We start from the raw sequence: 24,911 nt of genomic DNA on the forward strand, positions 1-24,911 counted from the left end.
TGCGCCAGTGCAATCACGCCGCGCGCAGCCGAGCTGGTTAATTGATCTACACGTCGAATCTGTTACATTACGGTAAGTTGCAGCATTTTTTCGGGCCAGAGAGCCCGGGCGCTGAGCGCCTGGCCGATGTGGCCCGTTGCCGTTTTGCTGTCCTGCCTTTTTCACGCCCGGCAGGCAGGATGGCCCAGCTTGCCGGACGTTAAGGGAGCGTTCCTTCCGTGTTGACCCTTCTTCACCTGCTTTCCGCCGTGGCGTTGCTGGTGTGGGGCACCCACATCGTGCGCACCGGAATTATGCGGGTTTACGGCGCCAATCTGCGCCGCATCTTGAGCGACAGCGTGGAGAAAAAACCGCTGGCGTTCGCTTCCGGCATCGGCGTCACCGCGCTGGTGCAGAGCAGCAACGCCACCGCGCTGCTGGTCACTTCCTTTGTCGCCCAGGGGCTGGTGGGGCTGGCGCCTGCGCTGGTGATCATGCTGGGCGCCGACGTCGGCACCGCACTGATGGCGCGGGTGCTGACCTTCGATCTCTCCTGGCTGTCGCCGCTGCTGATTTTCGTCGGCGTCATTTTGTTCCTCAGCCGCAAGCAGACGCGCGTGGGGCAGGTGGGGCGGGTATTTATCGGCCTTGGCCTGATCGTGCTGGCGCTGGAGCTGATTGTGGCGGCGGCGACGCCGATCACCCAGGCGGCCGGCGTCAAAGTGCTGTTTTCCTCCCTGACCGGCGACGTGATGCTGGACGCGCTGACCGGCGCGCTGTTTGCCATCATCAGCTATTCGAGCCTGGCGGCGGTGCTGCTGACCGCGACGCTGACCGCCTCCGGCGTGATTTCGCTAAAGGTGGCGCTGTGTCTGGTGATCGGCGCCAACCTCGGCAGCGGCCTGCTGGCGAGCATCAACAGCAGCGGGCAGAACGCGGCCGGACGGCGCGTGGCGCTGGGCAGTCTGCTGTTCAAGCTGCTGGGTAGCGCGCTGTTGCTGCCGTTTGTCTCCTATCTGGCGGACTGGATGGCCAGGCTGCCGGTGCAGGGCGAAGAGCTGGTGATCTATTTCCACGTGTTCTACAACCTGATCCGCTGCCTGTTGTTTATTCCGCTGGCCGACCCGATGGCGCGGCTGTGCCGCATGTTGATCGCCGATGCGCCGGAAGAAGACCCGCGCCTGCGTCCGCGCCACCTCGACAGCAGCGCGCTGGATACGCCGTCGCTGGCGCTGGCCAATACGGCGCGCGAAACGCTGCGCATGGGCGACGTGGTGGAGCATATGCTGATCCTGCAGCACGAGGTGCTGCATGGCAAACTGGGGCAGGACAAAGAGGTGCGTCGGCTGGACGACGATGTCGACGTGCTGTACACCGCGATAAAACTCTACCTGGCGCAAATTCAGAAAGAGGATCTGGGCGAGGAAGACTCGCGCCGCTGGGCGGAGATTATCGAGATGGCGCTGAACCTGGAGCAGGCCGGGGACATCATCGAACGGATGACCGGCGATGTCGCGGCCAAGTCCCACGCGGCGCGGCGTGCGTTCTCGCCGGAGGGGCTGGCGGAACTGGACGCGCTGCATGAGCGGCTGGTGGCCAACCTGCGCCTGAGCCTGTCGGTGTTCCTGTCGGCGGATCTCACCAGCGCCAAACGCCTGCGCCGTTCCAAACACCGCTTCCGCATTCTGGACCGGCGTTATGCTCACGCGCACGTCGATCGTCTGCACCAACAGAACGTGCAGAGTATTGAGACCAGTTCGCTGCATCTGGGGTTGCTGGGGGATATGAAGCGTCTGAACTCGCTGTTCTGCGCGGTGGCGTACAACGTGCTGGATCAGGATGAGCGTGATGATGAGCGCGACTGGGAAGATACGCCGAGAACGCTATAGCGGCAAAAAAAACGGGGCCCCAATGCGCCCCTGTTCGTTATCAACATGATGCCGGCGTTTGCGCCGGCATTATTTTTTCGCCGGCTTAATCGGCCGCCCGGACCAATAACCCGCCAGCAGCGAGCCGGAGAGGTTGTGCCATACCGAGAACAGCGCGCCCGGCAGGGCGGCCAGCGGCGTAAAGTAGATTTTACCCAGCGTCGCCGCCAGCCCTGAGTTCTGCATGCCGACCTCAATCGCCAGCGTGCGGCAGGTGGACTCGTCAAAGCCGAACAGCTTGCCGCCCCAGTAGCCGCTCAGCAGGCCGATGGCGTTATGCAGAATCACCGCGATAATCACCACCAGACCGACGGAGGCGATATGGCTTTGGCTGCCGGCCACCACGGCGCTGATGATCGCCAGAATACACACCATCGACAGCGGCGGCAGCAGCGGCTCAAGCCGTTTGACCACTTTGCCGAACAGATGATGGACAATCAGGCCGAGGCCGATCGGGATCACCACGATCTGCAGAATGCTCAGCAGCATGCCGACGATATCGACGCTGATGTCGGCGTCAACGTACAGGCGCGTCAGCAGCGGCGTGGCGAACACGCCAACCAGGGTGGAAACGGCGGAGATGGTCACCGACAGCGCCACGTCCCCCTTGGCCAGATAGATCATCACGTTGGAGGCGGTGCCGCTGGCGACGCTGCCGACCAGCACCATCCCGGCGGACAGGTCCGGCGGCATATGAAACAGCATCGCCAGCAGCCAGGCCGCCAGCGGCATAATCAGATAGTGCAGAAAGATGCCGGCCGCCACCGGTCCGGGGCGCGCCAGCACGCGTTTAAAATCGTCCAGCCGCAGCGTGACGCCCATGGCGAACATAATCAGCATCAGCAACGGGCTGACGTAAGGGCTGATGCCGGTAAAGGTGGCGGGCGTGTAGTAGGCGGCGACGGAGAGCAGCACCGCCCACAGCGGGAATAATCGGGTGAAGGTTGCCAACATGATTCGGGTTTTCCTTGGGCCAAATAACGCGGATGGTTGTTGTGTTGTGTTGTGTTGTGTTGTGTTGTGTTTTTTTAGTCAGAATGCGGCAGGCAGGGTGATCGGGCGGTGGGCGCAGCCTGCAGCGCCCACCGCCTGTCAGTATGGCTTATTCGAACAGATTATGGTGCAGGGTGCGCACCACCTGCTCGGCATCGCTGCCCGGCACCAGGAAGCACAGGTTGTAGTTGCTGGCGCCGTAGCAAATCATGCGGATATTGAACGGATCCATCACGCCGAACACCTCTTTGCCGACGCCGCAGGCGCGCGACAGCTTATTGCCGATCAGCGCGATCAGCGCCAGGTCTTCTTCTACTTCCACCCGGCACAGAGAGGAGAGTTCGGTCAGCAGCGCGGTGGTCAGCAGGCTGCTGCCGCTGGAGGTGGAGCCGGTGGTGTCCATGGTCAGCGCGACGCTGACTTCAGAGGTGGTGATCAGATCCACCGAGATATTGTGGCGCGCCAGAATGCTGAACACTTCCGCCAGGAAGCCGCGGGCGTGCAGCATATTCAGGCTGTGCAGCGTCAGCAGCGTTTGTTTGCGGCGCAGCGCCAGCGCGCGGAACAGCGGCGGGTTTTCGGTGGTGTTGCACACCAGCGTGCCGCCGGCGGCCGGATCCTTGCTGGAGCCGACAAATACCGGAATATCGCTGCGCACCGCCGGCAGCAGGGTGGCCGGATGCAGCACTTTGGCGCCGAAGGTGGCCATCTCCGCCGCCTCTTCAAAGGCGATTTTATCGATACGTTTGGCAGCCGGCACCACGCGCGGATCGGTGGTGTAAATGCCGGGTACGTCGGTCCAGATATCCACCCGGCTGAGGTTCAGCGCTTCGCCCAGCAGCGCGGCGGTATAGTCGCTGCCGCCGCGGCCCAGCGTGGTGGTGCGGCCTTTCGCTTCGCTGCCGATAAAGCCCTGGGTGACCACCAGCGACGTTTGCAGGCGCGGCTGCAGCAGCGTCTGCGCCAGCTCTTTCAGCACCGCGCCGTCCGGCGTCGCCCGGCCGAAGTGGTCATCGGTATGCATCACCTTGCGCACGTCGAACCATTCGGCCTGCGCCTGACGCTGGCGCAGAATCTCTACAAACAGCAGGGTGGACATCAGCTCGCCGTGGCTGACCAGCTCATCGGTCAGCGCTGCGGAGGTGGCCAGCGCGGCCGCGTCCGACAGCATGGCGATATTTTCCAGCATGCGGTCGATCTCCTCGCGGACGACGGCGGGGTTGTCCAGGCGATCGAGAATGGCGTATTGGATACGGCGGATTTCGTCGAGCTGATAGCTGCGCTGCTCGCTTTCGCTGCCAGCGGCCAGCGCCACCAGCAGATTGGTGACGCCCGCGGAGGCGGAAAGCACCACCAGGCGTACGTCAGGATTACCCAGAACCACGTCGGCGCTGCGGTTCATGGCCTCAAAATCGGCGACGCTGGTGCCGCCGAACTTGGCCACCACGGGGGAAGATTGGGGTGCTGCTTGATTCATGTAAAAAAACCTCGTGTCAGGGATATCGTATCTGACGACTCTATCGCTAATAAGCCTTGGCACGGGGGAGAGCGGTAAACAGGGAGCAGACGTAGGGGTTGCTACGATACACCCAGAAGCGCCCCACCTTGCCGACCGTCCGCCATGGACAGTCCTGGTGACAACCCAGGGGATTCAGCCCCTGTAGCCGACACGCCGCTTAGCCGAATGGGCGGCGTACCTCGGCGTCGCTCCCCCTCCAGTGCCGTCATGGGATAACGGCTCCTCCGACACTGTACCTGGGCGACGCGCCTCTTCTGGCTTGCGCACGGGTGCGCAAGTAGGCTGATAGGAATAGCCGGTTTAACCGCTGCTGTCAACGGCCGGGCGTTGAGGGTTTTTCATCTTGCACCAGCGCAATCAGCGTGCAGGGCATAGTTGGCGTAGAACCCGCGCCGATCGGTTGCAAACTGCCGTCTTCTCGCTGGTAAAATAGTGGAATAACGCCGCGGTTTTTCTCCAGGTATTCCGGCCAGCCAAAGTTGTCGTTGAGGCGGGTCACCTTGATGACGGCGCCTTTGGCGATCAGGCTGCTCAGACGGGCGTAGGTCGCCTCGTGATTGAACAGGATCTCATGGCGGCGGAAGCGGGAACTTTCCGTGCTGTTGGCGCGTCCCTTCAGCGGTGCGCCGGAGCGGATGGCGAATACGTGGTCGTCGCCGAAAATATGGCCGAAATGGTACACCGCCAGCGCGTTTTGGTGGCGGTTGGGCGACAACGCCAGCACCTGGGCGGTGTCGCTCAGATCGAGGGTGTTGTCGGCATGTTCCGAGTAGGCATGGCCGTAATAGGCGGGAATGCCCTCCATCCGCGCCTGACGGTAATACTCCCAGCTGCTGTCGGTGACCATCACCGGCACGTTCATTTTCATCAGCGCCTGCGCCAGCGTACGCGCCACGCCGTTGGCGCCGACAATCAGCACGCCGCGCGGTTTCTGCTGCTGTACCCGCAGCCAGCGGGCGATAATGCCGCTGGTCAGGCTTTGCAGCACCACGGTGCCGATAATAATGGCGAACACCACCGTCACCAGCCGGTCTGCGCCTGCATAACCGTTGCGCTGCAGGGTCAGGGCAAACAGCGAACTGACCGCCGCCGCCACGATGCCGCGCGGCGCGATCCAGCACAGCAGCAGGCGGTCGCGCCAGTGCAGGCTGGAGCGCCAGGTTGACAGCGCAATGCACAGCGGGCGGGCGATAAACTGCACCACCAGCAGCAAAACCAGCAGCGGCCAGCCCATCTGCCACAGCGCGTTGATATCCAGCCGGGCGGCCAGAATAATAAACAGCGCCGAAATCAGAATCGCCGACAGCTCTTCCTTAAAGGCCAGAATATCGCTGGTGTCCACGTCGCGCATATTGGCCAGCCAAATGCCCATCACCGTCACGGTCAGCAGGCCGGATTCGTCGGCCAGCGCGTTGGACAGGCCAAAAGCGGTGAGCATAATCGCCAGCACCGCCAGGTTCTGCAGATAGCGCGGCAGCCAGACGCGGCGCAGCGCAATGCCCAGCAGGTAGCCGAACAGCGCGCCGGCAATCAGCCCGACGGCGGCGGTGACGCCGAGCGTCCAGAACAGATGGGTATAGGATTCGGCGTTCTGCTGCAGCACGATAAATTCAAACACCAGCAGGGTGAAGATGGCGCCGACCGGATCGATCACGATCCCTTCCCAACGGAGCACCTGGTTAATCCTGGCGTTCGGCCGCACCACGCGCATCAACGGGGCGATCACCGTCGGGCCGGTAACCACCGTCACCGCACCGATCAGCGCCGCCAGCTCCGACGGGAAGTCCAACAGCCACCAGCAGGCGACGCCGATGGTCATGAAGGTCGCCAGCATGCCGACGGTGACCAGATTGCGCACTACGCCGCCCAGCCCGCGGATCTCCTCCACCCGCAGCGTCAGCGCGCCTTCAAACAGGATGATCGCCACTGACAGCGACACCAGCGGAAACAACAGATCGCCGAATAGCCCGTCCGGCTGCACCAGATGCACCACCGGGCCTAAAATAATGCCGAACAGCAACAGCGGCAGTATTGCCGGCAGGCGTAATAACCAGGCGAGCCACTGCGCCAGCAGCGAGCTTAAGCCGATAACCACCAACATCAACGGGGCGGAGAGTTCCATGAGAGCGATCCCTTTCAACAACGATATGGTCAACAATGACACAATTTGATGACAACCAGATCGGCCTGATAACAGGCCGTTAGCTCAATTATAGGGAAAAAGCTGAAACGATGCGGCTATGCGTTGACAGTTAGCGCCTATCGCAAGAAAAGAGATCATAATCACGCTCTAACAGGCTACAATCGGACAATCACGTCATATTCATTCTCAAGCATAAGAGCGTTGCTATGAAAAATATCAATCCTAGTCAAACCGCTGCTTGGCAAGCCCTGCAGCAACATTTTGAACAAATGAAAGACGTACAGATCGGCGATCTGTTTGCCCAGGATAGCGAGCGTTTCTCCAAGTTCTCCGCCACCTTCGACGACCAGATGCTGGTGGATTACTCCAAAAACCGCATTACCGCGGAGACGCTGACCAAGCTGCAGGCGCTGGCGCAAGAGACGGATTTGCAGGGCGCGATCAAAGCCATGTTCTCCGGCGAAAAAATCAACCGCACCGAAGATCGTGCGGTGCTGCACGTGGCGCTGCGCAACCGCAGCAATACGCCGATTATCGTTGACGGCAAAGACGTGATGCCGGAAGTGAACGCGGTGCTGGCGAAGATGAAGCAGTTCTGCGAACGGGTGATCGGCGGCGCATGGACCGGTTATACCGGCAAAGCGATCACCGACGTGGTCAACATCGGCATCGGCGGCTCTGACCTGGGCCCTTACATGGTGACCGAGGCGCTGCGCCCGTATAAAAACCACCTGAACATGCACTTTGTCTCCAACGTTGACGGCACCCATATCGCCGAAACGCTGAAGCCGCTGAACCCGGAAACCACCCTGTTCCTGGTGGCCTCCAAAACCTTCACCACTCAGGAAACCATGACCAACGCCCACAGCGCGCGCGATTGGTTCCTGCAGACGGCGGGCGATCGCCAGCACGTGGCCAAACACTTCGCCGCGCTGTCGACCAACGCCAAAGCGGTCGGCGAGTTCGGCATCGACACCGACAACATGTTCGAATTCTGGGACTGGGTCGGCGGCCGTTACTCTCTGTGGTCCGCCATCGGCCTGTCGATTGCGCTGTCCATCGGCTTTGACAACTTCGAACAGCTGCTGAGCGGCGCGCATGCGATGGATAAACACTTCGCGCAGACGCCGGCGGAGCAGAACCTGCCGGTACTGCTGGCGCTGATCGGCATCTGGTACAACAACTTCTTCGGCGCCGAAACCGAAGCCATTCTGCCGTATGACCAGTATATGCACCGTTTTGCCGCTTACTTCCAGCAGGGCAATATGGAATCCAACGGCAAGTATGTCGATCGCAACGGCAACCCGGTGGACTACCAGACCGGCCCAATCATCTGGGGCGAGCCGGGCACCAACGGTCAGCATGCGTTCTACCAGCTGATTCACCAGGGCACCAAACTGGTTCCTTGTGACTTTATCGCGCCGGCGGTCAGCCATAACCCGCTGAGCGACCATCACGCCAAACTGCTGTCCAACTTCTTCGCCCAGACCGAAGCGCTGGCGTTCGGCAAATCGCTGGAGACCGTTGAGGCGGAATTTGCCGCGCAGGGCAAAAAGCCGGAAGAGGTGCAGCATGTGGCGCCGTTCAAAGTGTTCGAGGGCAACCGTCCGACCAACTCCATCTTGCTGCGTGAGATCACGCCGTTCAGCCTGGGCAGCCTGATTGCGCTGTATGAGCACAAGATCTTCACTCAAGGCGCGATCCTGAATATCTTCACCTTCGACCAGTGGGGCGTGGAGCTGGGCAAACAGCTGGCTAACCGCATTCTGCCGGAACTGGCGGGCGGCGAGCAGGTCAGCAGCCACGACAGCTCCACCAACGGCCTGATCAACCGCTTTAAAACATGGCGCTAAGGCTCGGCCTGGGTCTGTTGACTAGTCCTGATATAGGTTGACACTTTTCAGCCTTATAACGCCCGATGAACCTCATCGGGCGTTTTGTATTGTAGCGACAGATGCGGTCGCCGTGCGTTGTAGATTTCCACAGACTGCCTGACCATCTTTCTTGCCTGCACGATGTCTTTCGGTTTGCCAAGCAGGTATTCCGTTTTCAGTATCCCGTTTATCCTCTCCGCCAGCGCATTCTGGTAACAGTCATACCCGTCTGTCATCGAACAGGTGACGCCATGTCGCTTGTGTAACGTCTGATATTCCTGCGAGCAGTACTGGATCCCCCGGTCCGAGTGATGTACCAACGGAGCTGCGGTGCGCCTGCTGGCCAGCGCCATTTTGAACGCACAGGCGACATGCCGGGTATGCAGGCTGTCATGCACATGATACCCCACGATTTTTCTCGACCACGCATCCGTTATCAGACTGATATACGCCGTTCCTGTTTTCAGCGGCAGATAGGTGATATCCGCTACCCACACCTGTTCCGGGCGGCTGGCTATAACCTGATGTTCTCCCGCTTTCAGCAAGTTGGGATGACGGTAAAAACGATGATGGCTGTGCGTTGTCTTATGATACGCCCGTTTAGGCATCACCAGTAAACGGGCGCAGCGCAGTATCCGGAACAGGCGGTCTCGCCCCACATGCACGGGGGCTTCCGGCTGCTGTCGCAGTAAGTGGTGCAGCTTGCGTGTACCCAGTCGGGGCTGGTGTAAGCGGATAGCGGTCACCTGCTCCACTATATGGTGGGCTTGCTCTTCTCTTCCACGTTCACGTTGCAAGGACTGATACCATGCCTGCCGGCTGATACCCATCCACCGGCAGGCGCGTGCTACCGTGAGTCGTGGCGCTTGTGTTTGCGCGATAAGGCAGCCAACTGCTTTTTTGTCAGGGTAGCTCCGAACTCGGTATTCATCACTTTTACGACGGCTTCAAAGAACTGCGCTTTGACTTCAGATTCAGCCAGTTGCTGTTCGAGTTCTTTGATGCGCTGTTCAGGAGTCAGGGTAACTTGGGCATATCATCTCCGCACAGTCTGGTTGAAGAGGACGAACGCCAGTCGAGTTGGCCATATTTACGCAGCCAGTTCATGACGGTATGACTGCCCTGGATACCGTAGCGGTCTTGTGCCTGACGGTAAGTCATCTCGCCTTTTTCGACCTGTTGGACGACGGCCAATTTAAAGGATAGAGGGTAATCGCGTTGCGTGCGTTTAACATACTGGTTCATCACACTTTCCTCTGTTCGTGAGTAAAATGTGTCAACGCTATTTAGGACGGGTCATGTGAATAATAAAAAACCCGCCGCGGCGGGTTTTTTATTGCCGGTTGGCGGCCGGGATCAGCGAGCGTGGAAATCGATCACCATGCGGCCTTTAATCTTGCCCTGTTCCATCTCCTGGAAAATGGCGTTGATATCTTCCACCGGACGTTTGGTGACGGTGGGCACTACCTTGCCTTCGGCGGCGAATTGAAACGCTTCTTTTAAATCTTCACGGGTGCCGACCAGCGAACCGACCACCTGAATGCCGTCCAGCACCAGCCGCGGGATATTCAGGCTCATCGACTCCGGCGGCAGGCCGACGGCAACGATGCGGCCGCCGGCGCGCATGGCGTCCACCGCCGAATTGAATGCAGCCTTGGCTACCGCAGTCACCACCGCGGCGTGCGCGCCCTGGACTTTATCCTGGATAATCTGTGCCGCGTCTTCCGTACGGGAGTTAATCACCAAATCGGCGCCCATTTCGCTGGCGAATTTCAGCTGTGCGTCATTGACGTCGATGGCGATAACCTTGGCGTTAAAGACGTTTTTCGCATACTGCAGCGCCAGGTTGCCGAGGCCGCCCAGGCCGTAAATGGCGATCCACTGGCCGGGGGCAATGCCCGATATTTTCACCGCCTTGTAGGTGGTGACGCCGGCGCAGGTGATGCTGCTGGCAGCCGCCGGATCCAGCCCGTCCGGCACTTTTACCGCATAGTCGGCCACCACGATGCACTCTTCCGCCATCCCGCCGTCCACGCTGTAGCCGGCGTTCTTCACCTCGCGGCACAGGGTTTCGTTGCCGCTGTTACAGTATTCGCAGTGCCCGCAGCCCTGGTAGAACCAGGCAACGCTGGCGCGGTCGCCAACTTTCAACGAACTGACGCCGGGACCGACCGCTTTTACCACGCCAATGCCTTCATGGCCGAGGATGACGCCGGTCTTATCGCCGAAATCACCGTTTTTGACATGCAGATCGGTATGGCAGACGCCGCAGCACTCCATACTGAGCAGCGCTTCGCCGTGTTCCAGCGGGCGCAGCTGTTTATCCACGACGCCGACCGAGTGATCCTGATTAACAACTGCAGCTTTCATTGTGAGTCTCCTGAACGATCGCAAACTTAAAAGATAGCGCAGAATCGGCGTGGTGATGGGGGATGAGCAAAAGAAAACGGAGCAAAGAAAAATGCCGGTCGGTGAGGCACCGGCCGGCATGGTAACGAGGGTAGGGTCAGCGATTACAGATTGATTGGCACTTCCAGGCTGATGCCGGCGCCAACGTCGTCTGCGGTGCTGTTGTTGTTATCGGTGTACCACAGGCTGGTATCGAATTTCACCTGCGAATCGAAGTCATAGCCCCAACCCAGCTGAATGCCTTTCAGCGTATCCGAGCGCGGGAAGGCCTGGTTGATCGCCATATTCAGCGGGTTAACTTTGGCATACACTAAACGGGTGCTCCAGCGCTGACCGTCGTCCAGCACCAGTTCTACCCGGCCGGACAGCATCTGGCCGTCGCCGCCCATCGCGTGACCCAGCGGGTAACCCTGCTGGTAGTAACCGCCGCGGTAGGTGTAGTGGTTATACACATAGCCTTTACGATCGCGGTCTGCGCGGGTGTCGGCGCCTTCAATATACCAGTTGATGGTGTTCGGGCCCCACTCAGGGTGGCCTTCCAGGCCCAGCAGGTAGGTATTTTTCGACGGCAGCAGGCCGGCTTCATCTTCGCCGATCAACTGACCGTACAGGCTGACCGGCAGGCCGATCAGCGGCTGCATCTTCAGCTTGAAGTCAAAGCCTGCCAGCTGGTTGCCCGGATCGTTACCTTGGCCGGAGTCATCGTTATCCTTGCCGGTAAAGCCGTCCCAGAACGAGCTCCAGGACTCCGGACGTCCTTGGCCGCCCCACTGCATGATGCGAGAGGCGCCCAGTTCGACAAAGTCGGTCGGCATCATGGTGAAACGGCCGCCAATCAGCTTGGTGTGCGGTATGGACGAGTATTGTGACAGCTGGCCGGCGGTAATCTGGTACTGCCAACGGCCGATCCAGGAGAGCCACGGCGTTTCAAACGGCGATTGATCGGCGCGCTGCATCATAAAGCCGGTAACCGGACGCGCGGCGTCGGAACGGATCAGGCTGCCGTCATAGCCCGGCCCCCACCACTGGGAAACTTCGCCGAAGGAGATCCACTGGTTCCAGACTTTTAGCGCGCCGTAGGAACCTTGCATATTAAACTTGGACCCATCGCTGACGCGCTGGTCGCCTTCCACTGAACCCTGCAGGCGCACATCCCAGTATTCGCCGCTGCCGCCGACGCCGACGGTCAGACGATCGTCAGCATACTCATTCTGGCCAAAGCCCTGTGGGGTGCCAGGTTTATCGGTGGAGGCGTAACCGCTGATGCGGATATTGGATTTCAGTTCACCGACGCGACGCTGAACGCGGTCAATCACGTTCTTTTCGGTATTAGTGACCGGTTTGGCCTGCGACAGTACGGAATTGATCTCTTCCTGGCTGAGCGGCCAGGTGGACAGACTGACGTTGATCACGCCGCGATCGGACAGCCAGGCCAGATCGTTGCGCAGATCGTTATCAGGAGTGACCAGACCGCTGGCGTGGCTGGTCAAGGCACAGGTAAACAAGCCTGCGGCGACCAGTCCGTTGAGTTTAGCGCGCATAAAAAGTTCCTTTCCTGAGTCAGGGAATTGTAGATTTTATGTAAAGTTCTGTGACCCATGATAGATGACATTTCAATTCGCTACAAATATATCCAACGGCGAGGGTTGGTTGTAATTTATTGTTATATATGGGTTTATATTGCGTGGTGGCATTGGGGTGATTTTTAAGATAATACCTATATTTAGATGCGGTTCATTCTTTTGAGGTTCGGGTTGGAGAGAAATATGGCAAAGACGTCACGGTCGATAGCAATTGCTAAAGGCTTACAGCGGGTACTGAACGTCGGACTGCTGCTGCTGGCGGCGATTCTGGTGGTGTTTCTGGTAAAGGAAACCATTCATCTGGCGAAAGTGTTATTTATCAACAATGAGGAGTCTTCATCGTATCTGCTGATTGAAGGCATTGTGATTTACTTCCTGTATTTTGAATTTATTGCCTTGATTGTTAAGTATTTTGAGTCGGGTTACCATTTCCCGTTGCGCTATTTTATCTATATCGGCATTACCGCGATTATCCGGCTGATCATCGTCGATCATAAAAATCCCTTTGATACGCTGATCTATGCCGGGGCGATTATGCTGCTGGTGGCGACGCTGTATCTGGCCAATACCGATCGGCTCAAGCGCGAATAGCGGCCTAAAAAAGGCGTCCCGTCAGGGACGCTAAAGACACAGGCACAGTGTGAAACTTTGTGTTATCCCTTTACCCCGCCGGCGGTCAGGCCGCCCACCAGCCAGCGCTGCGCCAGCAGGAAGACGGTGGTGATCGGAATGGCTGACAGCACCGCCGCGGCGGCGAAGTCTCCCCACAGATAGTTCTGCGGATTCAGGTATTGCTGCATTCCCACCGCCAGCGTGTAACTGTTCACGTCGCGTAACAGCAGTGAGGCGACCGGCACCTCGGTGATGGCGGCGATAAACGACAGAATAAACACCACCGCCAGGATCGGCACCGACAACGGCAGCAGCACCAGGCGGAAGGCCTGCCACGGCGTGGCGCCGTCCAGCGCCGCCGCTTCCTCCAGCGAATTGTCGATGGTTTCGAAGTAGCCCTTGATGGTCCAGACGTGCAGGGCAATGCCGCCCATATAGGCGAAAATCACCCCTCCGTGGGTATTGAGGCCGATAAACGGCAGGTATTGGCCCAGACGATCAAACAGCGCGTACAGGGCGACCAGCGACAGCACCGCCGGGAACATCTGAAAAATCAGCATGCTTTTCAGCAGGGCGCTTTTACCGCGAAAGCGCAGGCGTGCAAAGGCATAGGCGCAGGTGGTCGACAGCGTGACGATGCCGATGGCGGTGATCGCCGCTACCTTCACCGAATTCCACAGCCACAGCAGCACCGGGAACGGCGGCGGCGTTACGCTGCCGTCGGCGTGGGTAACGCTCAGACCCAGCGCCAGCCGCCAGTGGTCGAAGGAGACCTGATCCGGGATCAGGCTGCCGGTGGCGAAATTGCCGGCGCGCAGCGAAATTGCCACCACCATCAGCAGCGGAAACATGATCAGGGCGATAAAACTCAGCATTGCCAAATGGGTCAGCCACAGGCGCAGACGCTGGGATTTCGGTTGGACCATAGCCATGGGTGTTCTCCCTAATCAAAGTTCATTTTGCTGGCTTTCAGATTCAGAATCGCCAGTGCGCCGACCAGCAGGAAAATCAGCGTGGCGATGGCGGCCGCCAGCCCGAAGTCCTGTCCGCCGCCGCCTTCAAAGGCGATGCGGTAGGTGTAGCTGACCAGCAGGTCGGTATAGCCGGCCGGCGTGGTGGTGCCGATCATGTCCGGGCCGCCGTTGGTCAGCAGCTGGATCAGCACGAAGTTATTAAAGTTAAAGGCAAAGCTGGCGATCATCAGCGGCGTCAGCGGTTTGATCAGCAGCGGGAAAGTGATGCGGAAGAAGTTCTGCAGCGGCCCGGCGCCGTCGAGGGCCGAGGCTTCATACAGATCGTCCGGGATCGCTTTGAGCAGGCCCATGCACAGGATCATCATGTAGGGGTAACCCAGCCAGGTATTGACGATCAGGATCATGCTCTTGGCGGTCAGCGGATCGCTGAACCAGGCCGGCTTAATGCCGAACAGCGCGCTGAGCATCATATTGATTTCGCCGAAGCTTTGGTTGAACAGCCCTTTGAAGATCAGAATGGAAATAAACGACGGCACGGCGTAGGGCAGGATCAGCAGCACGCGGTAGGCGGCTTTGCCCTTCAGCGCTTCCCACTGCACCACGCAGGCCAGCACCATGCCTACCGCGACGGTCAGCGCAACCGACAGCAGTGAAAACACCAGCGTCCAGATAAAGATCGAAATAAACGGCTGCTTGATGCCTTCATCCTGCGCCACCCGCAGGAAGTTCTTCCAGCCGCTGACGACGGTATAGCCCGGGCTGAGGGTTTCCTGCCCCCACTGCCCGTCGGCGTTCACCGCCTGGTAGAAGCCGGTGTCGTCGTTTGGCCGGTACTGCACCTGAGTCTGGTTATTGGTCAGCGTTTTGCCGTCGTCGGCCAGCGTGTACAGCGGGCCGGTGCCGGAGAACTGGCGCAGCGAACTCATCCGCAGCACGCCGCCGTCCGGCAGTAGGGCAGACAGCTGACCCAACGCCTGACGGTGCTGGGTAATCACGCGCAAGGTGGCGCGTTCGCCGGCGGGCGCGGCGTCGGAGACGGTCAGCGTCACCTGCTGCGGCGCATTAGCGTTATTCAGGCTGAACGGTGTGGAAAGCAGCGATTCACCGCTGTCGGGGTGCGTCAGCAGCAGCTGCCACTGCCGATCGGCCGTCGGGTAGAGGCCGAAGGTAAAGGTCTTGCCGGTTTGCAACTGGCGCTGCATCAGCACCGACTGCGCGCGCTCGAAGGTGAGCTGGTTGCTGCTGCTGTAGTTGGTAAAGGCGATGGTGATGGTGCAAATCAGCGGGAACAGAACAAACAGCCCCATGCCGGCCATGCCGGGATAGACGTAGCGCCAGGCATAAGCGCGGCGGTTGGCGAAAATATACAGCCCGGCGCTGACCAGGATCAGCGTCATGATGGCGAAAAGATATTCCCCCTGTGCATACATCAACACAATCAGATAGCAGGTAACCAGACCGAACAGGCTAATCGTCAGCCATTTCAGTCCGTCATGCTGCCACCACTTCGATTTTTGGCGCGTCGGCAAGCCGTCATGGGCGAATTGCATAGGGTGTTCCCTCTGTCTACGTAACCCGCTCCCCCCTCCCGTGCGGGAAGGGGGAGGGCCGGGCTTATTTATTGATGCGGGTCTGGGCGTCTTTCAGCGCGGCGTCCACCGTCTGGCGGCCGTTGATGGTGTTGAGCACGGCGCTGCGCATCGCATACCAGAACGCGCTCATCTGCGGAATATTCGGCATGATTTCGCCGTGTTGCGAGTTCTGCATGGTGGCGGCGATCTTTTCATCCTGCGCCAGCTGCTGCTGGAAGGACTTCAGCGCCACCGCGCCCAGCGGCTTGTCTTTGTTGACGTCCGCCAGCCCCTGGTCGGTCAGCAGGTAGTTTTCCAGGAACTCGGTCGCCAGTTCTTTATTCGGGCTGGCGGCGTTGATGCCGGCGGTCAGTACGCCGACGAACGCCTTCGACGGCTTGCCTTTGAAGGTTGGCAGCACCGCGACGCCGTAGTTGACTTTGCTCTGGTCGATATTGCTCCAGGCCCACGGCCCGTTGATGGTCATCGCGGTCTGCCCTTTGTTAAAGGCGGCTTCGGCGATCGAATAATCGGTGTCGGCGTTGATATGCTTATTTTTCACCAGATCGACGATAAACTGCAGGCCGGCGCGTGAACCGGCGTTATCGACGCCGACGTCTTTCACGTCGTAGCTGCCGTTGGCCTGCTTAAAGGCGTAGCCGCCGTCGGCGGCGATGATTGGCCAGGTGAAGTAGGGCTCCTGCAGGTTCCACATGATGGCGCTTTTGCCTTTGGCGCGCAGCTGCTTGTCCAGCGCCGGGATCTCTTCCCAGGTTTTCGGCGGCTGTTTGATCAGATCCTTGTTATAAATCAGCGACAGTGCCTCTACGGCAATCGGGTAGCCGATCAGTTTGCCGTCGTAGCGCACCGCATCCCAGGTGAACGGGAAGATTTTGTCCTGCAGCGCCTTGGACGGGTGGATCTCCGCCAGCAGGCCGGACTGCGCGTAGCCGCCGAAGCGGTCGTGCGCCCAGAAGATAATGTCCGGGCCGTCGCCGGTTGCGGCTACCTGCGGATATTTCTCTTCCAGTTTATCGGGGTGCTCGACGGTCACCTTGATGCCGGTGTCCTGCTCAAATTTTTTGCCGACCTCGGCCAGGCCGTTATAGCCTTTATCGCCGTTGATCCAGATGACCAGCTTGCCTTCTTCGATTTTGGCAAAGGCCGAGGATGAAAGCGCCAACGTCGTCAGCGCCGACAGCACCAGCGTGCGGGCGGCGGTAGTCATAGTACGAGTCATAGTCCAATCCTTCTGTGGGCACTGCGGTAAGTTGGCAAATAGTGGGCCACAACCGGCGTGCCGCTCATCCTCCTGTGCTCTACGCCCCATCGCTGAGTTATGTGATCTAGTTAACACTCCGTTCCATTCTGTGGCCTTCGGCACACAAAATGCCGGCCGTTTTTGCCAAACAGATCACAGATTTGTCTGACGTGCGTCGCCGCTCCTCCCCATGCTGCTTTCCTCATCCTCCCGCCTCCTCCCCCATGAAAAATCCGGTTGCGGATGATTACCCGCGGCGGCGATTCGCCCACCATCGGCCCATGACTTTGATTACCCGGGAACATCCCGCAGAGCGCGGGGGGGACGGAGCGCGCTTCGTCCCTTTCACCCGGCACTGTAACTGCGAAAGCAGGGGAGTTACGCATGGCTAGCGTCACACTGCGCAGCGTTTATAAGGCCTTTGGCGAGGCCGTGATTTCCAGGGACGTCAACCTGACCATCGACGACGGCGAATTTGTGGTGTTTGTCGGGCCGTCGGGCTGTGGCAAGTCGACGCTGCTGCGCATGATTGCCGGGCTGGAGGACATTACCTCCGGCGATCTGCTGATCGGCGAGCGGCGGATGAACGAGGTGCCGCCGTCGGAGCGCGGCATCGGCATGGTGTTTCAGTCTTACGCGCTGTATCCCCACCTGTCGGTGGCCGACAACATGTCGTTCGGCCTGAAGCTGGCCGGCGCCAACAAAGCGCAGATTGGTCAACGGGTAAACCAGGTATCAGAAGTGCTGCAGCTGGCGCATCTGCTGGAACGGCGGCCGAAGGCGCTGTCCGGCGGACAGCGTCAGCGGGTGGCGATTGGCCGCACGCTGGTGGCGGAGCCGGAGGTATTCCTGCTTGATGAGCCGCTGTCCAACCTCGACGCCGCGCTGCGGGTGCAGATGCGCATTGAGATCTCCCGTCTGCACAAGCGGCTGCGGCGCACCATGATTTACGTCACCCACGATCAGGTCGAGGCGATGACGCTGGCGGACAAAATCGTGGTGCTGGATGCCGGGCGCGTGGCGCAGGTCGGCAGGCCGCTGGAGTTGTATCACTACCCGGCCAACCGCTTCGTCGCCGGTTTTATCGGTTCGCCGAAGATGAATTTTCTGCCGGTGAAGGTGACGGCAGTAGAGCCGCAGCAGGTGCAGGTTGAACTGCCCAACCGGCAGTGGGTCTGGCTGTCGGTGGACGGCGATCGGGTGGAGGTCGGCGCCAATATGTCGCTCGGCATTCGCCCGGAACACCTGCTGCCGAGCGGCGAGAGCGATGTGCAGCTCAGCGGCGAGGTACAGGTGGTGGAGCAGCTTGGCCACGAAACGCAGATTCATATCCAAATCCCGGCAATTCGTCAGAACCTGGTTTACCGCCAGAACGACGTGGTGCTGGTAGAAGAAGGCGCCACATTCGCCATCGGTTTGCCGTTACAGCGCTGCCACCTGTTCCGTGAAGACGGAACCGCCTGCCAGCGCCGTTATCGCGAGCCGGGCGTTTAAAGCGCCACGCACCCCGGCCTGTCCCGCGCGTGGTCGCTGCGGGCGCGCCGCGGGGAACGGTCTGTATAACAGGAGAATAATGATGACTACTCTGCGCAAACTTCCTCTGGCGTTGGCAGTCGCCGCCGGCGTGCTGACCACGCAGGCGATGGCGGTCGATTTTAAAGGTTACGCCCGTTCCGGCATCGGCTGGAGCGGCAGCGGCGGGGAACAGCAATGCTTTCAGGCCACCGGCGCCGGCAGTAAATACCGTCTCGGCAACGAGTGTGAAACCTACGCCGAGCTGAAGCTGGGCCAGGAAGTGTGGAAAGACGGTGATAAAAGCTTCTACTTCGACACCAATCTGGCCTACTCGGTATCGCAGCGCAGCGACTGGGAAGACACCACGCCGGGCTTTCGTGAAGTGAACGTGCAGGGTAAAAACCTGATCGAATGGCTGCCTGGCTCCACCCTGTGGGCCGGTAAGCGTTTCTATCAGCGTCACGATGTTCATATGATCGACTTCTACTACTGGGATATCTCCGGCCCGGGCGCCGGTCTGGAAAATGTCGATCTGGGCTTTGGCAAACTGTCGATGGCGGTGACCCGCAACGGCGAATCCGGCGGCTCTTACGGTTATCTGTACAACGAGTGGGACGAGCGTCCGACGGTCAACGATGTGTTTGACGTGCGGCTGGCCGGGCTGGAAACCAACCCCGGCGGTACGCTGGAGTTAGGGGTGGACTACGGCCGCGCCAACGTGCAGGACGGTTACCACCTGGCGGACGGCGCGTCGAAGGACGGCTGGATGTTTACCGCCGAGCATACCCAGAGCATCCTGAACGGCTACAACAAGTTCGTCGTGCAGTACGCGTCGGACGCCATGAGCTCGCAGAACAACGGCCGCAACGAAGGCTCCTCGGTCAACAATAACGGCAATATGTTCCGCGTGCTGGATCACGGCGCCATCGACTTTAATGACAAATGGGCGCTGATGTATGTGGCGATGTATCAGGATGTCGACCGCGATAATGACAACGGCAGCACCTGGTACACCGTGGGCGTACGCCCGATGTACAAATGGACGCCGATTATGAGCACCCTGCTGGAAGCGGGCTACGACAACGTGAAATCCCAGCGCACCGGTGACCGCAACAGCCAGTACAAAATCACCCTGGCGCAGCAGTGGCAGGCAGGCGACAGCATCTGGTCGCGTCCGGCGATCCGTCTGTTCGCCACCTACGCCAAGTGGGATGAAAAATGGGGCTACGCCACCGACGATTCCGGCTCGGCCTACGCTTCCGGTACTGCCTACCGCGACAGCAGCGCGCACACCTTCAGCCGTGGCGACGATGATGAAGTCACCTTCGGCGCGCAGATGGAAATCTGGTGGTAACGACCGCACGCAGGGAAGGGGCCGGTGCCTCTTTCCCTCTCTGATTACCGGCGGCGCGGCGCTTGCCTGCCGACCGCCGGAAGGTATGGGGATATAACAATGAACAAAACTCTGTTGTCGTTTTATCTGTCTGCTGCGCTGGCCGTCAGCCTGTCGCCGGCCGCCAATGCCGCGACGCCGGCCGATGTCGCCGTTGCGCCGGCCATCAGCGCCGCCGCGCTGCAAAACCTGCCCTGGCAGCCGCTGGTGCCGCCGGTGAAACAGGACGTGACGCTGAACGACGCCAGCCCGCAGATTCGTCAGGGCGATATTCAGGGCGCGGTAGCGGCGTATACGCTGCCGGCCGACCGTGGCTCACTGGAGATCACCCTGAGCAGCATCGCCAGGGATAATGCGCTGTATGCGCCGAGCGTGCTGGTGCTGGATGAGCAGCGGCGCCCGGCGGCCTACTATCCCAGCAGCTATTTTCCGTACCAGCCGCCGGGCGTGATGTCGGCAGACCGGCTGGAGGGCACCATGAAGCTGACGCCGGCGCTGGGGCAAAAGCAGATTTACCTGCTGGTGTACACCACGCGGCAGGATCTGGCTAAAACCACACGGCTGACCAATCCGGCGAAGGCCTATGCGCGCGGCGTCGGTAATGCGGTGCCGGATATTCCCGATCCCGTTGCCCGCCACGCCGGCGGCGGCCTGCTGAAGCTGAAGGTCAGCGCCGAGCAGGGCAGCGGCAATATCATGATCGGCATGCTGCCTGCGGCGTCGAGCACGCCGCCGGTCACGGTCGGTGCCACGGTACAGCCGGCCAGGGCGACTGCGTCCGCACCGGCGGAACCGATGCTGAACGACACCGAAAGCTACTTCAATAACGGCATCAGACAGGCGGTGAAGGCGGGAGATATCGACAAAGCGCTGAAGCTGATGAATGAAGCGGAAAAATTGGGTTCCACCACTGCGCGTAACACCTTTATCAGCAGTGTGAAAGGCAAGGGGTAATCCCCACGCTGCCGATGCTGGCTCGATGATTGGTGCGCTGCGGCGCACCTTTTTTCGTTTGGCGGCCGTGCTTTTTCCTGCCGGCGGGATACCACGAATCATTCTGCCGCTTTTAATTTTCTGCGTTACAATGGCCGCCTGTTAACCGTTTGTAGTGTCGATGATGTACGTTGTTGACGTATGTTGCCGACCGTTGGAGTAGAACAATGCCAGGCAATAGCGAATCCATTTTGCCCCCGCTGGAATGGCTCACCGAGCAGCATCCTCCCGTGCCCGCCGCGATCAATGACTGGTTGATGGAGCTGGGATCGATGACCCAGCGCTTCGAGAAACACTGCCGCTGCGTGCGGGTTGAGCCGCAGCGCGAGGGCTTTGTCAGCCGCGAGGAGCTGGGAGAAGAGGCGGAACATCTGCCGGACAGCCCGCGTTACTGGCTGCGCGAAATCGTCCTGCTGGGTGACGACCAGCCCTGGCTGCTCGGCAGAACGGTGATCCCGCTGGAGACGCTGACCGGCCCCGATCAGGCGCTGGTTGATTTGGGCACCGTGCCGCTGGGACGTTACCTGTTCAGCAGCGATGCGCTGACCCGCGACTATATTTTGGTCGGCAGGCAGGATCGGCTGTGGGCGCGGCGTTCCCGCCTGCGGCTGGCGGGCAAACCGCTGTTGCTGACCGAACTGTTTTTACCTGCCGCACCGCTGTATGAAGCGGACGGCAGCGAACCGGCCTAAGGGGGAAAGAGATCTTGGAAGGAAGCATTAGCCAAAGTAAATGGCGGGCCTATTGCCACCTGATGCGCATTGATAAACCGATCGGCACGCTGCTGCTGTTGTGGCCGACGCTGTGGGCGCTGTGGCTGGCGGGCGAGGGCGTGCCGTCGTTCCCTGTTCTGCTGGTGTTTGTACTGGGCGTATTTTTAATGCGCGCGGCGGGCTGTGTGGTGAATGATTTTGCCGATCGCGCCTTTGACGGTCATGTGAAACGCACCGCCAATCGTCCGCTGCCCAGCGGCCGGGTCACGGAGAAAGAAGCGAAAATTTTGTTTGTGGTGCTGGTGCTGATCTCCTTCGCGCTGGTGCTGACGCTCAATACCATGACTATCGCCCTGTCGCTGGCCGGGTTGGCGCTGGCGTGGATTTATCCGTTTATGAAGCGGGTGACCAATCTGCCGCAGCTGGTGCTGGGCGCAGCCTTCGGCTGGGGCATCCCGATGGCCTATGCTGCGGTGAGCGAATCGCTGCCGCTGAGCTGCTGGCTGTTGCTGCTGGCGAATATCTGCTGGACGGTGGCTTACGATACGCTGTACGCGATGGTGGACCGCGACGACGATCTGAAGATCGGCGTGAAATCCACCGCGGTGCTGTTCGGCCGTTTCGACAAACTGATTGTCGGCCTGCTGCAGTTCGCCACGCTGCTGCTGCTGTTGTGGATTGGTTACCTGTCGCAGCTGGGCGGGGCGTTTTACTGGTCGCTGCTGCTGGCGGGCGCGCTGTTTATTCATCAGCAACAGCAGATCGCCGGCCGTGACCGCGACGCCTGTTTCCGCGCTTTCCTGCACAACAACTACGTCGGGCTGGTGGTGTTTATCGGCGTGGTGCTGAGCTTTATCTGACGATACTGACGCGATGCGCTGATAAAAAAAGGCACCCGATTGATGGGTGCCTTTTTCGTTATGGCCACGTCGGTTTATTCGGCGCTCTTGGCGTCCGTTTCGGCCGGCAGTGCTTCAGGTTCCGGCGGCGTGCTGACGCTTTCAATCGTCAGTTTGATCTCCGGGGTGATCAGGTCGCTCAGCATGGTGTAAACCTCCATGGTGTGCTCACGGATCGCATCGCCGATATCGTTGATGTAGCCTTCTTCGCGCAGCGTCGCCACCAGAGTGGAGAACACCGCCTTATCGAAGAACTCCGGCGCGTTGATGCCGTGCAGCACCGACAAACGCTGAGCCATAATGCGGCTCTCTTTTTCCAGCGCGCCGCGGTTGATGCTCGGGTTGGCGCTGAGGATCGACATGGTGATGGCGTAGCGCTGCAGCGTTTCACGCACGCCGGCCGCCAGCAGCTGCAGCGGACGGATGCGCGCGGCGTTGAGCGACAGCTCGTCGCCGTTGACGCAAATCAGCGACTGACGCGCCATTTCGTCGGTCAGCGTTTGCAGCACTTCCGGCAGCTGTTCCTTATCGTAATGCAGGAACAGTTCGGCCTTCAGCATCGGATAAATCAGGCCGATCTGGCGCAGCAGTTCGGCGCGCGAGACGTGGCGGTGATGCATCACAATGCTGGCGATCAGCGACGGCAGCACCAGCAGGTGGTGAATATTATTACGGTAATAGGTCATCAACACCGCCTGCTCACGCGGCAGGATGATGATATCGCCGATATTGTCCTGCTCCACCTCGAACTTGTTCATGTTGAGCGCGTGGTCCAGCAGCTCGGCCGGCGAATGGTCCGGCACCGTCACGTCGTCGGCGTACGGCGCATTGCGCATCAGCTGCAGATAGCAGTCCAACTGCTCGATCAGCTGTTCACGGGTCAGTGAACGCTGGCGCGAGGCCAGCAGCGCGGTCGAACACAGGTTCATGGCGTTGGCGGCGGCGGCGTTGTTGATACGCACCATGATTTTCGCCGCCAGATCGTTCACCGTCGGCGTCAGCCAGCTCGGGCGCTGCGCTTCGATCGGGTCGATGGAGTCGCGCCACTGCGGCACGTTCTGGTTCAGGTAGGGGGTCAGCGGCAGCGGTTCGCCGAAGTTGACGTAGCCCTGGCCCAGGTTGCGCAGTTTACGCAGGCCGCGCAGCATCTGCAGCAGGCTCTCTTTCTCTTTGGTCGCGCCGCGCAGCTCCTTGGCGTAGGTGCCCACTTCCATCACGTGCTCGTAGCCGATGTAGATCGGCACCAGGGTGATCGGCCGGGTGCCGCCACGCAGCATCGCCTGAATGGTCATCGACAGGGTGCCGGTCTTCGGCTCCAGCAGACGCCCGGTGCGCGAACGGCCGCCTTCGACGAAGTATTCCACCGAGTAGCCGCGGGTAAACAGCTCGCCGAGGTATTCGCGGAACACCGTCGAGTAGAGCTTATTGCCTTTGAAGGTGCGGCGGATAAAGAACGCCCCCAACCGGCGGAAAATCGGCCCGGCCGGCCAGAAGTTCAGGTTGATGCCGGCGGCGATATGCGGCGGCACCAGCCCCTGGTGATACAGTACGTAGGACAGCAGCAGGTAGTCCATATGGCTGCGGTGGCAGGGCACGTAGACGATTTCGTGGCCGTCCTGCGCCAGCTGGCGCACGCGTTCGGCGTTGGTGACGTTGATGCCCTGATACAGCCGGTTCCAGGTCCAGCTTAGCACGCGGTCCGACAGACGTACGGTTTCATAGGAGAAGTCGGCGGCGATCTCCTCCATCAGCGCGATGGCGTTTTGCTGCGCCTTCTCGTGGGAGATCTTTTTGTTGCGCGCTTCATCTTCCACCGCTTTTTCAATCGCCTTGGAGGCCAGCAGCTTGTTGAACAGATCCTGCCGTGCCGGCAGGCTCGGCCCTACCGCCGCCAGACGCTGACGCGAGAAGTGCATACGCGCGACGCGCGCCAGCTTCTGCGCGATAATCTTGTCGGTGCCGTGCTCGGTCGCCATCTTACGCAGCGACACGGTGTTGGAGAAACGCACGAAGCTGTCGCGGCCCAGCCATAAAATGGCGAAGAATTTCTGCACGCCGTTCAGCAGGCGCAGGTGCGGGGTGCCCTGGCCTTCGCGCCCCGGTGAGCGGCCGAACATCACCGACGCCGGCAGCATCTGAATATCCAGCCCCGGGTTATTGCGGTGCAGATCCAGATAGTCGTGGAACAGTTTTACCGACTCTTCCTTCGGCGTGTAGTAGCGGAAGACGCGCGGGCCGTCGTGGATAAACACGTAGCTGGGCAGCACTGCGCCGTCGATCTCCAGCGGTTCGAGCGGGTCGGGCAGATCCTGCGCCAGGCACTGGGCGCGCAGCGTCAGCAAATCCGCCTTGGAATGGTAAGGTAAAACGTACAAAATCGGTCGTGAGGGATCGAGCCCCAGCTCCGTGACCGGATCCGCAGGGATAACTTTGCTTCTTACCAGCAGTTTGAGTGGTAGATTCAATAATTTATAATAAATTTTACGCCAACCTGACATAACTATGTGAAGCCTCTTGTTAGCAATGCGCCGCAAGCATACCAGAAAGCGGGT

17 protein-coding genes, 1 pseudogene and 1 riboswitch are annotated in these 24,911 nt (G+C 60.0%); of the genes and pseudogenes, 8 read left to right on the top strand and 10 right to left on the bottom strand.

Translation table 11 applies throughout. The annotated features are described in order from the left end of the window. Positions 1-218 precede the first annotated feature (218 nt). Positions 219-1,868 carry a Na/Pi cotransporter family protein gene (locus tag FO014_RS11845; RefSeq protein ID WP_160029659.1) on the top strand — a complete coding sequence of 550 codons (1,650 nt, stop codon included), beginning with the start codon at positions 219-221 and terminating at the stop codon, positions 1,866-1,868. A gap of 69 nt (positions 1,869-1,937) precedes the next feature. Here FO014_RS11845 and panS read toward each other — a convergent pair whose 3' ends face one another. The 3 genes from panS to FO014_RS11860 form a co-directional block, all read right to left on the bottom strand. Then, a complete protein-coding gene (gene panS, locus FO014_RS11850; RefSeq protein WP_160029660.1) occupies positions 1,938-2,861 on the bottom strand; it encodes a ketopantoate/pantoate/pantothenate transporter PanS in 924 nt (307 codons plus the stop codon). Between the two features lie 148 nt (positions 2,862-3,009). Further along, a complete protein-coding gene (gene lysC, locus FO014_RS11855) occupies positions 3,010-4,377 on the bottom strand; it encodes a lysine-sensitive aspartokinase 3 (RefSeq protein ID WP_160029661.1) in 1,368 nt (455 codons plus the stop codon). Positions 4,378-4,485: 108 nt separating this feature from the next. Then, a riboswitch (Lysine riboswitch) is annotated at positions 4,486-4,681 on the bottom strand. A 51-nt stretch (positions 4,682-4,732) separates the two neighbouring features. After that, a complete protein-coding gene (locus FO014_RS11860) occupies positions 4,733-6,541 on the bottom strand; it encodes a cation:proton antiporter (RefSeq protein WP_160029662.1) in 1,809 nt (602 codons plus the stop codon). A 227-nt stretch (positions 6,542-6,768) separates the two neighbouring features. On the opposite strand from FO014_RS11860, the gene pgi reads away from it, so the two are divergent. After that, the gene (gene pgi, locus FO014_RS11865; RefSeq protein ID WP_160029663.1) at positions 6,769-8,415 is read left to right on the top strand and encodes a glucose-6-phosphate isomerase; all 1,647 of its coding nucleotides are present in this window, start codon (positions 6,769-6,771) and stop codon (positions 8,413-8,415) included. A gap of 21 nt (positions 8,416-8,436) precedes the next feature. Here the strand turns inward: pgi and FO014_RS11870 are convergent. The 3 genes and pseudogenes from FO014_RS11870 to FO014_RS11880 form a co-directional block, all read right to left on the bottom strand. Further along, positions 8,437-9,681 (bottom strand): annotated as a pseudogene (locus tag FO014_RS11870) (IS3 family transposase). A 111-nt stretch (positions 9,682-9,792) separates the two neighbouring features. Further along, positions 9,793-10,806 (bottom strand): alcohol dehydrogenase AdhP, encoded by a 1,014-nt coding sequence (gene adhP, locus FO014_RS11875; protein WP_160029664.1) that lies wholly within the window; start codon positions 10,804-10,806, stop codon positions 9,793-9,795. Positions 10,807-10,949: 143 nt separating this feature from the next. Next, positions 10,950-12,386, bottom strand: coding sequence for a capsule assembly Wzi family protein (locus FO014_RS11880; protein WP_160029665.1), 1,437 nt, complete (start codon positions 12,384-12,386; stop codon positions 10,950-10,952). A 225-nt stretch (positions 12,387-12,611) separates the two neighbouring features. Here FO014_RS11880 and psiE point away from each other — a divergent pair, with 225 nt between their 5' ends. Next, a complete protein-coding gene (gene psiE / locus FO014_RS11885) occupies positions 12,612-13,019 on the top strand; it encodes a phosphate-starvation-inducible protein PsiE (protein ID WP_105232847.1) in 408 nt (135 codons plus the stop codon). A 62-nt stretch (positions 13,020-13,081) separates the two neighbouring features. Here psiE and malG read toward each other — a convergent pair whose 3' ends face one another. The 3 genes from malG to malE form a co-directional block, all read right to left on the bottom strand. Then, the gene (gene malG / locus FO014_RS11890; protein WP_160029666.1) at positions 13,082-13,972 is read right to left on the bottom strand and encodes a maltose ABC transporter permease MalG; all 891 of its coding nucleotides are present in this window, start codon (positions 13,970-13,972) and stop codon (positions 13,082-13,084) included. A gap of 11 nt (positions 13,973-13,983) precedes the next feature. Next, positions 13,984-15,564 (bottom strand): maltose ABC transporter permease MalF, encoded by a 1,581-nt coding sequence (malF, locus tag FO014_RS11895; RefSeq protein WP_160029667.1) that lies wholly within the window; start codon positions 15,562-15,564, stop codon positions 13,984-13,986. A gap of 64 nt (positions 15,565-15,628) precedes the next feature. Further along, a complete protein-coding gene (malE, locus tag FO014_RS11900) occupies positions 15,629-16,825 on the bottom strand; it encodes a maltose/maltodextrin ABC transporter substrate-binding protein MalE (RefSeq protein ID WP_160029668.1) in 1,197 nt (398 codons plus the stop codon). Positions 16,826-17,230: 405 nt separating this feature from the next. Here malE and malK point away from each other — a divergent pair, with 405 nt between their 5' ends. The 5 genes from malK to ubiA all read left to right on the top strand — a co-directional run bounded on the left by malK (position 17,231) and on the right by ubiA (position 22,320). Further along, positions 17,231-18,340: a maltose/maltodextrin ABC transporter ATP-binding protein MalK gene (gene malK / locus FO014_RS11905; RefSeq protein WP_160029669.1), complete on the top strand. Its 1,110-nt coding sequence runs from the start codon at positions 17,231-17,233 to the stop codon at positions 18,338-18,340. An 82-nt stretch (positions 18,341-18,422) separates the two neighbouring features. Beyond that, positions 18,423-19,715: a maltoporin gene (locus FO014_RS11910; protein ID WP_281354976.1), complete on the top strand. Its 1,293-nt coding sequence runs from the start codon at positions 18,423-18,425 to the stop codon at positions 19,713-19,715. Between the two features lie 99 nt (positions 19,716-19,814). After that, on the top strand, positions 19,815-20,708 hold the full coding sequence (gene malM / locus FO014_RS11915) for a maltose operon protein MalM (RefSeq protein ID WP_160029671.1): 894 nt from the start codon (positions 19,815-19,817) through the stop codon (positions 20,706-20,708). A gap of 206 nt (positions 20,709-20,914) precedes the next feature. Next, positions 20,915-21,439 carry a chorismate lyase gene (gene ubiC, locus FO014_RS11920; RefSeq protein ID WP_160029672.1) on the top strand — a complete coding sequence of 175 codons (525 nt, stop codon included), beginning with the start codon at positions 20,915-20,917 and terminating at the stop codon, positions 21,437-21,439. A gap of 14 nt (positions 21,440-21,453) precedes the next feature. After that, the gene (gene ubiA / locus FO014_RS11925; RefSeq protein ID WP_160029673.1) at positions 21,454-22,320 is read left to right on the top strand and encodes a 4-hydroxybenzoate octaprenyltransferase; all 867 of its coding nucleotides are present in this window, start codon (positions 21,454-21,456) and stop codon (positions 22,318-22,320) included. Positions 22,321-22,394: 74 nt separating this feature from the next. Here ubiA and plsB read toward each other — a convergent pair whose 3' ends face one another. After that, on the bottom strand, positions 22,395-24,857 hold the full coding sequence (gene plsB, locus FO014_RS11930) for a glycerol-3-phosphate 1-O-acyltransferase PlsB (RefSeq protein WP_160029674.1): 2,463 nt from the start codon (positions 24,855-24,857) through the stop codon (positions 22,395-22,397). Positions 24,858-24,911 lie beyond the last annotated feature (54 nt).

Origin of the sequence: Serratia rhizosphaerae (assembly GCF_009817885.1) — a bacterium.
Taxonomy (GTDB): domain Bacteria; phylum Pseudomonadota; class Gammaproteobacteria; order Enterobacterales; family Enterobacteriaceae; genus Serratia_B; species Serratia_B rhizosphaerae.

Bases quoted from the DNA above. Each gene is read 5' to 3' on its own strand.
- panS (WP_160029660.1), bottom strand. From the start codon at position 2,861: ATGTTGGCAACCTTCACCCGATTATTCCCGCTGTGGGCGGTGCTGCTC.
- lysC (WP_160029661.1), bottom strand. From the start codon at position 4,377: ATGAATCAAGCAGCACCCCAATCTTCCCCCGTGGTGGCCAAGTTCGGC.
- FO014_RS11860 (WP_160029662.1), bottom strand. From the start codon at position 6,541: ATGGAACTCTCCGCCCCGTTGATGTTGGTGGTTATCGGCTTAAGCTCG.
- pgi (WP_160029663.1), top strand. From the start codon at position 6,769: ATGAAAAATATCAATCCTAGTCAAACCGCTGCTTGGCAAGCCCTGCAG.
- adhP (WP_160029664.1), bottom strand. From the start codon at position 10,806: ATGAAAGCTGCAGTTGTTAATCAGGATCACTCGGTCGGCGTCGTGGAT.
- FO014_RS11880 (WP_160029665.1), bottom strand. From the start codon at position 12,386: ATGCGCGCTAAACTCAACGGACTGGTCGCCGCAGGCTTGTTTACCTGT.
- psiE (WP_105232847.1), top strand. From the start codon at position 12,612: ATGGCAAAGACGTCACGGTCGATAGCAATTGCTAAAGGCTTACAGCGG.
- malG (WP_160029666.1), bottom strand. From the start codon at position 13,972: ATGGCTATGGTCCAACCGAAATCCCAGCGTCTGCGCCTGTGGCTGACC.
- malF (WP_160029667.1), bottom strand. From the start codon at position 15,564: ATGCAATTCGCCCATGACGGCTTGCCGACGCGCCAAAAATCGAAGTGG.
- malE (WP_160029668.1), bottom strand. From the start codon at position 16,825: ATGACTCGTACTATGACTACCGCCGCCCGCACGCTGGTGCTGTCGGCG.
- malK (WP_160029669.1), top strand. From the start codon at position 17,231: ATGGCTAGCGTCACACTGCGCAGCGTTTATAAGGCCTTTGGCGAGGCC.
- FO014_RS11910 (WP_281354976.1), top strand. From the start codon at position 18,423: ATGACTACTCTGCGCAAACTTCCTCTGGCGTTGGCAGTCGCCGCCGGC.
- malM (WP_160029671.1), top strand. From the start codon at position 19,815: ATGAACAAAACTCTGTTGTCGTTTTATCTGTCTGCTGCGCTGGCCGTC.
- ubiC (WP_160029672.1), top strand. From the start codon at position 20,915: ATGCCAGGCAATAGCGAATCCATTTTGCCCCCGCTGGAATGGCTCACC.
- plsB (WP_160029674.1), bottom strand. From the start codon at position 24,857: ATGTCAGGTTGGCGTAAAATTTATTATAAATTATTGAATCTACCACTC.